Source organism: Diplocloster modestus, from assembly GCF_019042245.1.
Taxonomy (GTDB): domain Bacteria; phylum Bacillota; class Clostridia; order Lachnospirales; family Lachnospiraceae; genus Diplocloster; species Diplocloster modestus.
The window spans coordinates 89,984-103,079 of the sequence record NZ_JAHQCX010000010.1 but is presented as its reverse complement, the minus strand read 5'-3'; the positions used below and the strand labels follow the sequence as shown (position 1 = coordinate 103,079).

Annotated in this window: 10 protein-coding genes and 1 riboswitch; of the genes, 8 read left to right on the top strand and 2 right to left on the bottom strand. The window is 51.6% G+C overall.

The genetic code is table 11. The annotated features are described in order from the left end of the window. Positions 1 to 62: 62 nt before the first annotated feature. A riboswitch (ZMP/ZTP riboswitch) is annotated at positions 63 to 146 on the top strand. Between the two features lie 124 nt (positions 147 to 270). Together KTH90_RS14980 and KTH90_RS14975 are read left to right on the top strand one after the other, a co-directional pair. Then, a complete protein-coding gene (locus tag KTH90_RS14980; protein ID WP_158354046.1) occupies positions 271 to 984 on the top strand; it encodes an IMP cyclohydrolase in 714 nt (237 codons plus the stop codon). Between the two features lie 127 nt (positions 985 to 1,111). Further along, complete coding sequence (locus tag KTH90_RS14975) at positions 1,112 to 2,290, top strand: phosphoribosylaminoimidazolecarboxamide formyltransferase (protein ID WP_158354045.1); 1,179 nt, start codon at positions 1,112 to 1,114, stop codon at positions 2,288 to 2,290. 102 nt (positions 2,291 to 2,392) lie between these two features. Here KTH90_RS14975 and KTH90_RS14970 read toward each other — a convergent pair whose 3' ends face one another. After that, positions 2,393 to 3,097, bottom strand: coding sequence for a DUF6320 domain-containing protein (locus KTH90_RS14970; RefSeq protein ID WP_158354044.1), 705 nt, complete (start codon positions 3,095 to 3,097; stop codon positions 2,393 to 2,395). Between the two features lie 3 nt (positions 3,098 to 3,100). Further along, entirely contained in the window at positions 3,101 to 4,396 is a 1,296-nt protein-coding gene (locus tag KTH90_RS14965) for a condensation domain-containing protein (RefSeq protein WP_158354043.1), read from the bottom strand. Positions 4,397 to 4,710: 314 nt separating this feature from the next. On the opposite strand from KTH90_RS14965, the gene KTH90_RS14960 reads away from it, so the two are divergent. From KTH90_RS14960 to KTH90_RS14935, 6 genes are all read left to right on the top strand, one after another. Beyond that, positions 4,711 to 5,607 (top strand): alpha/beta hydrolase, encoded by an 897-nt coding sequence (locus KTH90_RS14960; protein WP_158354042.1) that lies wholly within the window; start codon positions 4,711 to 4,713, stop codon positions 5,605 to 5,607. A 47-nt stretch (positions 5,608 to 5,654) separates the two neighbouring features. Then, entirely contained in the window at positions 5,655 to 7,457 is a 1,803-nt protein-coding gene (ade, locus tag KTH90_RS14955; protein ID WP_158354041.1) for an adenine deaminase, read from the top strand. Between the two features lie 1,005 nt (positions 7,458 to 8,462). Next, complete coding sequence (locus KTH90_RS14950) at positions 8,463 to 9,470, top strand: deoxyguanosinetriphosphate triphosphohydrolase (protein ID WP_158354040.1); 1,008 nt, start codon at positions 8,463 to 8,465, stop codon at positions 9,468 to 9,470. Beyond that, entirely contained in the window at positions 9,471 to 11,246 is a 1,776-nt protein-coding gene (gene dnaG, locus KTH90_RS14945; protein WP_158354039.1) for a DNA primase, read from the top strand. A gap of 39 nt (positions 11,247 to 11,285) precedes the next feature. Beyond that, positions 11,286 to 12,383 (top strand): RNA polymerase sigma factor RpoD, encoded by a 1,098-nt coding sequence (gene rpoD / locus KTH90_RS14940; protein WP_158354038.1) that lies wholly within the window; start codon positions 11,286 to 11,288, stop codon positions 12,381 to 12,383. 10 nt (positions 12,384 to 12,393) lie between these two features. Then, positions 12,394 to 13,089, top strand: a complete 696-nt coding sequence (locus KTH90_RS14935; RefSeq protein WP_158354037.1) for a tRNA (adenine(22)-N(1))-methyltransferase — start codon at positions 12,394 to 12,396, stop codon at positions 13,087 to 13,089. The last annotated feature ends 7 nt before the right edge of the window (positions 13,090 to 13,096 follow it).

The following is a 13,096-nucleotide window of genomic DNA, read 5'->3' as shown; positions in this document are numbered from 1 at the left end:
GGCACATATGGAAGGTATATGGAAAAATGGCTTGCTATTTTTTGTCGGATCCTGTATAGTAAAAATGTACGTGCGACTGGCGGATCAGTGGAGTTAACCACAGGGAGCACGTTACCGAAGAAGAGCCGACCGCCTGGGTACTGTACGAAGTAACCAGGCGGTTTTTTGCGTTCCCATATACGAAAACAAGGTGGACATGAAACAGCAGAACGCCGGACTCTGGTGAACCGAAGCCTATTCATCTACATTTCTAATTGGAGGAAAAGTCAAATGAACAAGTTATCACTGGAAGAAGAATTAGCAAACAACGCGTATCCCGGCAGAGGGATCGTGATTGGCAAAAGTGCCGACGGCACGAAAGCGGTGACTGCCTACTTCATCATGGGCAGAAGTGTCAACAGCCGCAACCGCGTTTTTGTGGAAGAAGCGCAGGGCATCCGCACGGAGGCCTTTGACCCTTCCAAATTATCGGACCCCAGCCTGATTATATATGCGCCGGTCCGCGTATTGGGCAACAAGACCATTGTCACCAACGGCGACCAGACCGATACCATATACGAAGGAATGGACAGACAGATGACCTTCGAGCAATCCCTAAGAACCCGTGAGTTCGAGCCGGATTCCCCCAACTACACCCCCAGAATATCCGGTATCCTGCACGTGGAGAAAGGCAGCTACAATTACGCACTCTCCATCCTGAAAAGCAGCAACGGAAATCCGGATTCCTGCCAACGCTATACCTTTGCTTATGAAAATCCAGCAGCAGGAGAGGGACATTTCATTCACACCTACATGCATGACGGCGATCCGCTGCCCAGCTTCGAGGGTGAGCCGAAGCGAATCACCATCGATGGTGATATCGACAGCTTTACCGATAAAATCTGGAACAGCCTTAACGGGGACAACAAGGTTTCCCTCTTTGTCCGTTACATAGACATCCAAAGCGGCAGCTACGAGACCAGAATCGTAAACAAGAACCGCTGATCAAAAGGGGACATGTCCATTTCAGTTTGGGACATGTCCAAAATGGCAAAAAGACGAAATGGACATGTCCCAAACTGAAATGGACATGTCCCCAAATGGGAATGAAAAAAGAAACGGAGAGAAGAGTATGAACGAAATACAATTAAAATACGGATGTAACCCGAACCAGAAGCCGTCCCGCATCTACATGGAGGACGGAAGCGAACTTCCGGTAACCGTCTTAAACGGCAAACCCGGCTACATCAACTTCCTGGACGCCATGAACGGCTGGCAGCTGGTAAAAGAATTAAAAGAAGCCACCGGCCTTCCGGCGGCGGCTTCCTTCAAACACGTATCACCGGCCGGAGCAGCAGTCGGCCTTCCTCTGACGGACACCCTGGCAAAGATTTATTGGGTAGATGATCTGGGAGAGCTTTCCGCGCTGGCCTGCGCTTATGCCCGGGCGAGGGGGGCGGACAGAATGTCCTCCTTTGGTGACTTTATTTCACTTTCCGATATCTGTGACGCGGATACCGCGAGATTAATCAAAAGAGAAGTATCCGACGGAGTGATCGCCCCCGGATATACCGATGAAGCACTGGAAATCCTGAAACAGAAGAAAAAGGGCGGCTATAATATTATTCAGATCGCCCCCTCCTACATACCCGCTCCGATCGAGCATAAGGAAGTATATGGAGTAACCTTCGAGCAGGGCCGCAATGAATTAAAGGCAGATGACGAACTGCTATCCAATGTGGTAACGGTAAATAAAAACATCCCGGAATCCGCCATGATCGATATGAAAATCGCGCTGATCACTCTGAAATATACCCAGTCCAATTCCGTATGTTACGTTAAGAACGGGCAGGCGGTCGGTATCGGTGCAGGCCAGCAGTCCAGAATCCACTGTACGCGTCTGGCCGGTTCCAAGGCAGATAACTGGTTCCTCCGCCAGTCCCCCCAGGTGCTGAGCCTTCAGTTCATCGATAAACTGGGCCGGGCCGACAGGGACAATGCCATCGATGTCTATATAAGCGACGAGTGCATGGACGTATTGGCGGATGGCGCATGGGAAAAGATCTTTAAAGTGAAGCCGGCAGAATTCACCAGGGAAGAAAAAAGAGAATGGCTAAATCAGCTCCAGAACGTAACCCTTGGTTCCGACGCCTTCTTCCCATTCTCCGATAATATCGAACGTGCGCACAAGAGCGGTGTAAAATACATCGTTCAGCCCGGCGGTTCCGTAAGAGATGACGCAGTGATCGAATGCTGTGACAAATACGGTATGGCAATGGCATTCACCGGAATCCGTTTGTTCCATCATTGATTTTTCATAATAAAAACAGGAGCGGTCCGACACAAAGGGCTGCTCCTTTCTTCCTTTCATACCGAATAATTTTCAGATGACCCCCAAAATCCCCAGAACAACTCAAATATGCATCCTCCGTCGTACCTCCTCCCGGAGTCTGCTCCGCCGGATTATCGTGATAAGCGCCACATCCATGATGATACAGCAGGTCATTACCACAGCCGACCAGGACAAAGACAGCCCTTCCCCCTCAAAATTCCGGATCAGCAGCTCAATGCAGACGGCCAGTACGCCGATTTCCCCTATAATAACAGCTGCCGTGGACAGGATAGAAGTGTGCAGGTGCCGGATACAAAATGCAAATATGACGATCAAAGCGGTAGTGACCAGAATGATTGGGACGGCGATGGAAAAATACCAGCCGTTGCCCGGATGCATATACGAGATGATTCCAAAGTACATGGCGATACTCAGCCCGTCCAGCAGCAGGCTGATATATGGATGAACTGTCCGGGAAAAGAATAGGGGAAGAAAAAACACCCATAATACGATACAGCCCCCGATCACATAGAGGGACCACATACTGGTGGTAAAAAAGAAAAGATTCAAAAGGCCGCAGACCACAGCTGTGGTGGCCAGAATTACCGTCATCAGAATGGTAACATCACTTCGCCTTACCGGGCCGGCAACGCCCTTAACGGAAGGAAAAGGTTTTGGGGAAGCCAGGTCCACAGCACTGTTCGGATTGACTACCCTGGTATTGCACAGCGGACAGACTTCACAGGTTTTATGAAGCTCCACGCCGCAATTTACACAATAGGACATTGATCATCCCTCCACTTTCCGATTGCTCTCTATTTTAACAGGAATACCGTCCTGCACCAGCTTTCTGAAGAACAGGCGTTCCACATCTGCTTCCACGATACTGCTGGCAAAGCTGATGCTTAAAATATTTCCATAACTCATAATGGCGCAGTTGGTTCTTGCCGAGAATGGTTGTCCCATCAGCACATCAAACCGCTCGATATACTCCCGCATCTCCTCCGGCGTATCCACGACACCCAGATTAGTAAGGCCGGCTGTGGACTGACGGTCCTGTACACGTATATAGAACTGCTTCACGATCAGGTCTTTTAAAAACAGCGGAATAATCCGGATCAACAGATTTTGTTGTGTCGAAGCATTGGTTGTGATATCCGCATTCAAAAATTTATCGTTGATATAATAGCGCATATAATGATGTACCTGGGTCAGAACCTCTTCAAAACTATAATCCCCCATCCGCGGATCCACGGACGGATAAACCATTGAAATAAAATTGCGGAGCGTTCCCGATGGGAAAAAACGGCGCAGGTTGACCGGCATGGCCAGCTTAATCGGTTTTTCCACAAATACATGGGATGTTTTCTGCTTTTCCAGAAGCGCGAAGATCAGGACGGCATTCAGATATTCCGTCACGGATACCCGGTAATTCCTGGAGACCTGGAGAATACGGTCTACCGGCAGGATTCCGTTTATGATATTCAGCGTATAAAACGGTTCTTTTGTCCCGCGAATCAGATACGCCCGCTCCTGGCTTCGGGGAGGCTTGACTTTGGAAGAGGCATAGCGCAGATAAGCGTCCTCCATCTCCTCCGGATCCGGATCTTCCTCGATATCAAGCACCCCGCTGCCATTGGGAATATGATATCCTTTCAGTCTCAGATACACCGCGGTGATCGTTCGCAGCAGGTAGAGCGCCCCGTTGCCATCGGACAGGGAATGGAACATTTCCAGTGAGATCTTCCGGTGATAATAATAAATCCGGATCAGATACCGGTTGTTAGCCTTGAAAGTCATGGGCATACACGGATTGACGATATCCGGTTGCACAAAAGGCCCGGGCCTGTTATTAGGCTCCAGATAACGCCAGAACACACCCTTGCGGAGGGCCGCTTTAAAGGCCGGAAACCGCGGGAGAGTAAGGTCCACCGCTCTTTGCAGCAGATCAGGATCTACTTCCTCTTTCAACAGCACGCTGATGCGATAGACACTGGAAAAGTTTTTCCTCTGCAGCGTGGGGTAGACATTGGCGGAGAGATCCAGTTTATACCATGTTTTTCGGTTTTTGTTTATTTTTTCCATAATATAATTATAAAAGCACTTTCCCAATTGCGCAATGAAAACATAGCAGAACCGTCTTATAAATATAGCGGAACAGTCAGAGAATTCATTGGACGATGCATGTATGGTATGATAAAATAATATATCCCGATTGAATCGTACCATACACTAAGTACTCATAGCTATAAAAAATAGTAGCGCTCGAAAAAACCTCGCTGACTATTTTTCATGCATCGCACGTAAGCGGCTAAAGAACAGCCGCTAAGTGCTCATAGCTATAAAAAAAGTAATAATTTCCGGGCAAAGTTCGAGTGAGCAGCTTAGCAGGAGGAACCATGGAGAAGACGACAAAGAGAAACCAAAATTTAATGAAAGCGATTAGACGGATGCATACCCTGGTTGAGAGTGACGATATAGAAAAACAGCGGGCATCCCAGGAAAATCTCAGCGGCCTTTTTACAAAAAGCAAGGAAATGAAATATGAAACCTTTGAAATCGACCATATTCCCGCCGAGTGGGTCAGTGTCGACCGGCGCCATATTAAGAAATATGTAATTCTATACTGTCATGGCGGCGGCTACAACACCGGAAGCTTCCGATATGCCCGCAGCATCACGAACAAACTGGCCTGCACCACGTCCATGGATGTCTTAAGCTTTGATTACCGGCTGGCGCCGGAATCCCCGTTTCCATGCGCTCTGCAGGACGCCATAAAAGCCTGGGACTATCTGATGCACTTCGGATATGGAGCCCGGGACGTCATCGTCGCCGGGGACTCAGCCGGAGGAAACCTGGCGCTGACCCTGGTGCTGAAATTAAAGGAACAGGGCCGTATCCTGCCGAGGGGCCTGATCCTGTTCTCCCCATGGACGGATCTGACCAAAAGCGGAAAATCCCATCAAAGTAAGGTGGAGATCGACCCCATACTCTCCGAAGAATATCTGGACAAGGCGATCCTTGATTACGCCGTGGACCAGGAGCTGACGAATCCGTTTATCTCTCCGTTATTCGCGGACTTCGAAGGCTTTCCTCCCACCTATATCCAGGTGGGAAACAATGAGATCCTGCTGTCCGATTCCGTGAATCTGCAAAGGCAGATGCAGAAATATCATGTACAGGTAAGGCTGGATCTCTATAAAGGCATGTGGCATGTTTTCCAGATGGCGCCCTTTAAGGCCGCCTACGATGCCATTGACCAGATGTCGGAATTCATTTTCGATATCTGCAGATAAAGACGGGAAAATAATAACAAATATCAACAAAGGAAAGGAGTCACACTATGCAGAATCATTTTTGTAAAACTCCCCTCTGGGAGGCTGGCCAGACCCTGGCGGCAGTGGCGGGAGGAAGCCTTCCGGCCGAGATTGTCATCATCAACGCGAAACTGGTAAATGTATGCACTGCAGAAATTCAGGAAAATATCAGCGTCGCCATCGCAAAAGGCCGCATTGCCTTAGTGGGGGATGCGGAGCATTGTATCGGGCCCCAGACGGAGGTGATTGACGCCGAAGGCCAGTACATAGCCCCTGGATTTTTGGACGGCCATATTCATATCGAATCCTCGATGCTGAGTGTCGGAGAATACGCGCGCGCGGTCGTTCCCCATGGGACTACGGGCATCTATCCGGACCCTCACGAGATCTGTAATGTCTTGGGGCTGCCGGGTGTTGAATGCATGATCGAAGATTCCAAGCGCACGCCGCTGAAAACCATGTTTGTAACACCGTCCTGCGTACCGGCGGTTCCCGGCTTTGAGGACACCGGCAGCTTCGTAGGTCCCTCAGATGTAGCTAAGACGATGGAGTGGGATCACATCGTAGGATTGGGAGAAATGATGAACTTCCCGGGTATCCTCTCCGGAACCGATCACGCCCACGGCATCGTGGGGGAAACCCTCAAAGCAGGAAAAACAGTGACCGGACACTACTCCATGCCGGAAACCGGTCCGGGACTGAACGCCTACATAGCCAGCGGAATCCGTTGCTGCCACGAGTCCACCCGTGCCGAAGATGCCCTGGCTAAGATGCGGCTGGGCATGTACGCCCAATTAAGAGAGGGAAGCGCCTGGCACGATCTCCACGAAGTGTCCAAAGCCATCACACAGCACAAAGTGGACACCCGCTTTGTCTGCCTGATCTCCGACGACACACATCCCCATACCCTGACCTCACAGGGACATCTGGACTACCTGCTGCGCCGTGCCCTGGAAGAAGGCATTGACCCCATCACCGCGATACAGATGGTGACGATCAATACAGCCCAGTGCTACCAGATGGATCATGAGCTGGGCAGCATCACTCCTGGAAAATGTGCCGATATCGTATTCTTAAAAGACCTGGAGCACATGGAAGTAACCCGTGTGTTAATCGACGGCAGCGTGGCAGCACAAAACGGCCAGATGTGCGTGCCGATCCCGCCCTACACCTATCCCGACTGGGCACAGCATTCCATGCATGTCCGGGACGAAATCACCCCGGAAAGCTTCCGGATTCAGGCTGACACAGATCAGGACAGCGTCACCGTCCGCGTGATCGAAGTCATCCCGGCCAGAGTAGGAGATTACGAGCGCCATGTAAAACTGCCGGTGACAGATGGAAAGCTGGAAAGTGATACCACACAGGATATCCTGAAGACCTTCGTATTCGAACGCCACCACGAGACCGGTAAATTCGGAGCCGGGTTCGTCAAAGGCTTTGGCATCCAATGCGGAGCCATGGCCAGCACGGTAGCCCACGATGCCCATAACCTGTTAGTGGTCGGCACCAACGACGAAGACATGGCCCTGGCCGCCAACACACTGATCCGGTGCGGAGGAGGCATGACCGCCGTACAGAACGGAAAAGTCCTGGGCTGCACCCCGCTTCCGATCGCCGGGCTGATGAACGACAAACCGGTGGAAGAGGTGGCAGCGCTTGTAGCCGAACTGGAAGAAGCCTGGAAAACAATCGGCTGCCAGATGCCTTCCCCCTTTATGACGATGGCGTTAATCCCGCTTGCCTGCCTGCCGGAACTGAGGCTGACGAACAGGGGATTAGTGGACTGTACGACGTTCCAGTTTGCTCCGCTGATTGTGAAAGAATAGGGGGGCCGGGGGCCGGGGGAGAGAGAAGGCGCGGAACCTGCGCGGGCGGGGCGGCAAACAGCGGGGAGCCAAATCGCTTCGGCCGGACCTAAGAACGGATAACTCCGAAGAGGACGAAACCTCTGATTCGCAGGAGCCGGGGCAAACTCGCCATAAAACGGCTCAAACAGTGCCCCGGCTCCTGCGAGGTTTCGTCCTCTTCTGCGTAACCCGTTCTAAGGTCCGGCCTCAAGCGATTTGGCTCCCCGCTGTTTGCCGCCCCGTCCGCGCAGGCTCCGCACCTCCTCTCTCCCCCTGCTTTGGTAAGGGCCGGCTGCCATGTTCAGTGGGATGAGCTTGTAGATGGATTTTTTCCTTGCATAGAATTTGTTTGATAAATTATAGCAATCATTGAGTTTGTCTGATTTTCTGACAAGGATAAAGGAATCTAAATAAGTTAGTTATCTGGACTTTTTTCCGGATGTAAAATTAGAGGTTTTTTAGGAACTGTATCGGCGGATGGAAGATAGAACGCCGTCTGAAACAGCCTAAACAGTATCTTTTACCCAGAAGAATCCAGCCTAATTCTGGACCGTCGCCGTTATTCTCTGTCAATCACCAAACAGGAGCGTGCCGGGGCGGGGACTGGATGGGGGCGGGGGACTTTCGTTACGGGCGTCAGATCGCTTGAGGCCAGGTCTTAGAACGGGTTGCGCAGATGCTGGGAGAACCTCGCAGGGCCTGGAACACTGTCCGAGCCGTTATTTGGCGAGTTTGTTCCAGACCCTGCCAATAAGAGGTTCTCCCAACATCGGAGCTACCCGTTCTTAGGCCTGGCCGAAGCGATCTGACGCCCGTAACGAAAGCCCCCCGCCCCCATCCAGTCCCCGTCCCGGCACGCTCCGTCCCTTTCCAAAATTAAATCCAAAATTTTTACAAACAAAAAAAGGATTTTGAAGATTTTTGCAGAATATATCTATTAGGGAATAGTTTATCGGTGCGGAAATCCAAAGGATGGTGTTACGCTTGACGATACGTGAGAAAATGGAACAATGGGAAACGGAGTTTTTGAGCCCCTATGCCTCTTTGAGCAGGAATTCCAAAGGGCGGGACAGGGAAGAACCTCCCTGTGACATAAGGCCCGTATATCAGCGGGACCGGGACCGGATTCTGCATTGCAAATCATTTCGGAGGCTGAAGCATAAAACCCAGGTCTTTCTGACTCCCCAGGGAGATCACTACCGGACGCGCCTGACCCATACGCTGGAGGTGTCGCAGATCGCCAGAACCATCGCCAAGGCGCTGCGCCTGAATGAGGATCTGACGGAAGCGGTGGCGCTGGGACATGATCTGGGGCATACGCCCTTCGGCCATGTGGGGGAATCGGTGCTGGACCGGCTGTGCAGCAGCGGCTTTACCCATTTTGAACAGAGCGTGAGGATCGTGGAAGTGCTGGAGAAGCAGGGAGTTGGCCTGAATCTGACTGTGGAGGTCAGGGACGGGATATTGAACCACCGCACGGCCGGCAGTCCCCATACGCTGGAAGGAAAAGTAGTGAGACTCTCGGATAAGATCGCCTATATTAATCATGATATTGACGATGCCATCCGGGGCGGGATACTTACCGAGGAGGATATTCCCCTGGAATATCGGAAGACCCTGGGATTTACGACCAGGGAGCGTCTGAATACGCTGATTCACGATATGATTATAAACAGCGAAGATATCCCGGATATCCGCATGTCGCCCGAAGTGGAAAAGGCGATGAAGGAGCTTCGCCAGTTTATGTTTACCCACGTGTATACAAACCCGCGGGCCAAAGGAGAAGAAAAGAAGGCCGTCAATATGTTAGAGGGCCTGTTTATGTATTATATGGAACACCCGGATTTGCTGCCGGAGCAGTTCACGAAGATGTTGAGCGCACAGTGCGGGCTGGATCGGGTGGTGTGTGACTATATTGCTGGGATGACAGATCAGTTCGCGATCGCGAAGTTTACCGAATTTTATATTCCCAGTTCCTGGCAGGTGTATTAGATGTATTTTTCAGATGAATTGATCGAAGAGGTGCGGATGAAAAATGATATCGTGGATGTCATTTCCGGATATGTGAAATTGCAGCGAAGAGGCAGCACCTATTTCGGGCTGTGTCCTTTTCACAACGAGAAGTCACCTTCCTTTTCCGTGACCCCGTCCAAACAGATGTATTACTGTTTTGGCTGTGGAGCGGGAGGAAATGTATTTACTTTTTTAATGGAATATGAAAATTATACGTTCCCGGAAGCGCTGCGGGTGCTGGCGCAGCGGGCAGGAGTGGATCTGCCTCAGGAGGAATACTCCCCCGAGGCGAAGAAACAGAATGATTTGAGGACCGCCCTCCTGGAGATCAACAAAGAGGCAGCCAGGTATTATTATTACCAGCTGTCCCAAAAAGGCGGACAGGCCGCTCACGACTATCTGACCGGGCGGGCGCTTACGGAGGAGACCATCCGCAGATTCGGCCTGGGATATTCCACCATGTACCGGGATGATCTGTACCGCTATCTGAAAAAGAAGGGGTACAGCGACGGACAGCTGAAAGAATCCGGACTGGTGACCTACGATGAGAAGCAGGGGCCCCACGATAAGTTCTGGAACCGGGTCATGTTTCCGATCATGGATGTCAACCATCGGGTCATCGGTTTCGGCGGCCGGGTTATGGGGGACGCGAAGCCCAAGTACCTGAATTCGCCGGAGACCAGAATTTTTGATAAGAGCCGGAATCTCTACGGACTGGATATCGCCAAGTCCAGCAGAAAGCCAAGTCTGCTGATCTGCGAGGGATATATGGATGTGATCGCCATGCACCAGGCGGGGTTTACCAATGCGGTGGCTTCCCTGGGAACCGCGCTGACCACACAGCATGCCAGCCTTTTGAAGCGCTATACGCAGCAAGTGCTGCTGGTCTATGACAGTGACGGCGCGGGAGTCAAAGCTGCCATGCGGGCGATCCCGATGTTAAAGGAAGCGGGACTGACAGCTAAGGTCCTGAATTTGAGGCCCTACAAAGACCCGGATGAATTTATGAAGAATCTGGGGCCGGAAGCTTTTCAGGAGCGGATAGACCAGGCGCAGAACAGCTTTATGTTCGAGCTTTCTGTCATGGAGAATGAGTATGATATGGACAGCCCGGAGGGAAAGACCGCATTTTACCGGGCGGCAGCTGAGAAGCTGCTGGAATTTTCAGAAGAAATCGAAAGAAATAACTATATAGAAGCGGTGGCAAAAAAATATCCTGTCGGCTACGAGAACCTGCGCAGGCTGGTGAACCAGATGGGATTAAGCAAATCGGCGGTAAAGCCCAGGGAACGCCCCAGGCAGACGGCGGATAGAGCGAAGGGTAAGGAAAGCGGCATGTCCACCTCGGAGAAACTGCTTCTGACCTGGCTGATCGAGGATCCCGGGCTGTTTGGGACGGTGAAAGACTACGTCGGCGCAGAGGATTTCACCTATTCCCTGCACCGGACGGTGGCGCAGCTTTTGTTTGCCCAGTTTGAGAGCGGGGAACTAAAGCCCGCCCAGATCATCAACCGGTTTGAAGATCCCGAGGAACAGCGGGAAGTGGCCGCCCTGTTTAATGCCACGCTAAAAGATGTGGAGACAAAAGAAGAAAAAGAAAAAGCGCTGAAAGAAACCCTGTGCCGGATTAAGCGTAACAGCATCGAAAACCGTTCCGATCACATGGATCTGACGGATATCGCGGGTCTTCAGAGGATCATTGAGGATAAGCGGATGCTGGAACGCATGGAGAAACTGCATATTTCCTGGGATTAAGGATAAAATACTAACAAGCTATGGAAGGATGGAACTAAAATGGAAGAAAATATGGCGAAGTTCTCAGAACGCCTGCAGGAACTGCTGGCGATTGCCAAAAAGAAAAAGAATGTGCTGGAATATCAGGAGATCAATGATTTTTTCCGGGATTTGGAACTGGATGCGGATCAGTTCGATAAGATCCTGGATTTCCTGGAGGCCAACAACATTGATGTACTGCGCATCACAGAGGACGATGACGATATCATTCTGGATGAAGAGGACGAGGTGGAAGTAGAAGACATCGACCTGACCGTTCCCGACGGCGTCAGCATTGAGGACCCGGTGCGTATGTATTTAAAAGAGATCGGTAAGGTTCCCCTTTTAAGCGCGGAAGAAGAGATTGAACTGGCGAAGAAGATGGAGATTGGGGATGAGGACGCGAAGAAGCGCCTGGCCGAAGCCAACTTACGTCTGGTGGTCAGTATAGCGAAGCGCTATGTGGGCCGCGGGATGCTGTTCCTGGACCTGATCCAGGAAGGAAACTTAGGTCTGATTAAGGCTGTGGAAAAATTCGATTACCGGAAAGGGTACAAGTTCAGCACCTACGCGACCTGGTGGATCCGCCAGGCCATCACAAGAGCCATCGCGGACCAGGCCAGAACCATTCGTATCCCGGTGCATATGGTAGAGACGATCAACAAACTGATCCGGGTCTCCAGACAGCTTTTGCAGGAACTGGGACGGGAACCTACCCCGGAAGAGATCGCCGAAGAGATGAACATGCCGGTGGAGCGTGTGCGTGAGATCTTAAAGATTTCCCAGGAACCGGTATCCCTGGAAACACCCATCGGAGAGGAAGAGGACAGCCATCTGGGCGATTTTATCCAGGATGATAATGTACCGGTACCGGCGGATGCCGCGGCGTTTACGCTGCTGAAAGAGCAGCTGGTAGAGGTGCTGGGAACCCTTACGGAGAGAGAGCAGAAGGTGTTAAGGCTTCGTTTCGGTCTGGACGACGGACGGGCCAGAACGTTAGAGGAAGTGGGCAAGGAGTTCAATGTGACCAGGGAGCGTATCCGGCAGATCGAAGCCAAAGCGCTCAGGAAACTGCGTCATCCCAGCCGCAGCCGTAAGCTGAAAGATTATCTGGACTAGGAGCGGACTCATGCAGTTGTCAAAACGATTATCGGCGGTTGCCGCTCTGGTAACGCCCGGAACCGTACTGGCGGATGTCGGTACGGATCATGGATACATCCCCATCGAACTGGTGGAGCGGGGAGTGATTCCACGGGCGATTGCGCTGGACGTGAACGCCGGGCCGCTTCGACGGGCAGACGAGCATATCCGGATGCATCAGCTTACGGATTACATAAAAACCCGTTTGTCAGATGGATTAAAAGAGATAAAAGAGGGGGAGGCGGATGCGTGTGTCATCGCAGGCATGGGCGGCCCCCTTACGATACGTATACTCACCCAGAGCCGAACAGTGGCCCAGGCCATGGGGGAATGGATTCTGCAGCCCCAGTCGGAGATCGAAGCGGTGCGCAGATTTGTGTACAGCGAGGGATTTCACATTGTGCAGGAAGATATGGTTCTGGAGGATGGCAAATATTATCCCATGATGAAAGCAGTCAGAGGAAATATAGACCAGGCGGACGGCATATACTGTACGGCAGGGTTTCAATACGGCCCCTGCCTGCTGCGCGACAGGCATCCGGTCCTGCACGCTTATCTTCTGAAAGAACAAAAGATGTATGAGGAGCTGAGCCTGAAGCTTAAGCGGCAGGGAATAGAGAGACGGCTTCAGGAAGTGGAGCAGGAGCTCTCTTTGGTGCGGGAAGCACTGGCTGTATTTGGATAGAAATATG

What these genes read in the sequence shown, in the direction of transcription:
- ade (WP_158354041.1), top strand. Translation starts at nt 5,655, where the DNA reads ATGCAGAATCATTTTTGTAAAACTCCCCTCTGGGAGGCTGGCCAGACC.
- KTH90_RS14935 (WP_158354037.1), top strand. Translation starts at nt 12,394, where the DNA reads ATGCAGTTGTCAAAACGATTATCGGCGGTTGCCGCTCTGGTAACGCCC.
- rpoD (WP_158354038.1), top strand. Translation starts at nt 11,286, where the DNA reads ATGGAAGAAAATATGGCGAAGTTCTCAGAACGCCTGCAGGAACTGCTG.
- KTH90_RS14960 (WP_158354042.1), top strand. Translation starts at nt 4,711, where the DNA reads ATGGAGAAGACGACAAAGAGAAACCAAAATTTAATGAAAGCGATTAGA.
- KTH90_RS14975 (WP_158354045.1), top strand. Translation starts at nt 1,112, where the DNA reads ATGAACGAAATACAATTAAAATACGGATGTAACCCGAACCAGAAGCCG.
- KTH90_RS14965 (WP_158354043.1), bottom strand. Translation starts at nt 4,396, where the DNA reads ATGGAAAAAATAAACAAAAACCGAAAAACATGGTATAAACTGGATCTC.
- KTH90_RS14980 (WP_158354046.1), top strand. Translation starts at nt 271, where the DNA reads ATGAACAAGTTATCACTGGAAGAAGAATTAGCAAACAACGCGTATCCC.
- KTH90_RS14970 (WP_158354044.1), bottom strand. Translation starts at nt 3,097, where the DNA reads ATGTCCTATTGTGTAAATTGCGGCGTGGAGCTTCATAAAACCTGTGAA.
- dnaG (WP_158354039.1), top strand. Translation starts at nt 9,471, where the DNA reads ATGTATTTTTCAGATGAATTGATCGAAGAGGTGCGGATGAAAAATGAT.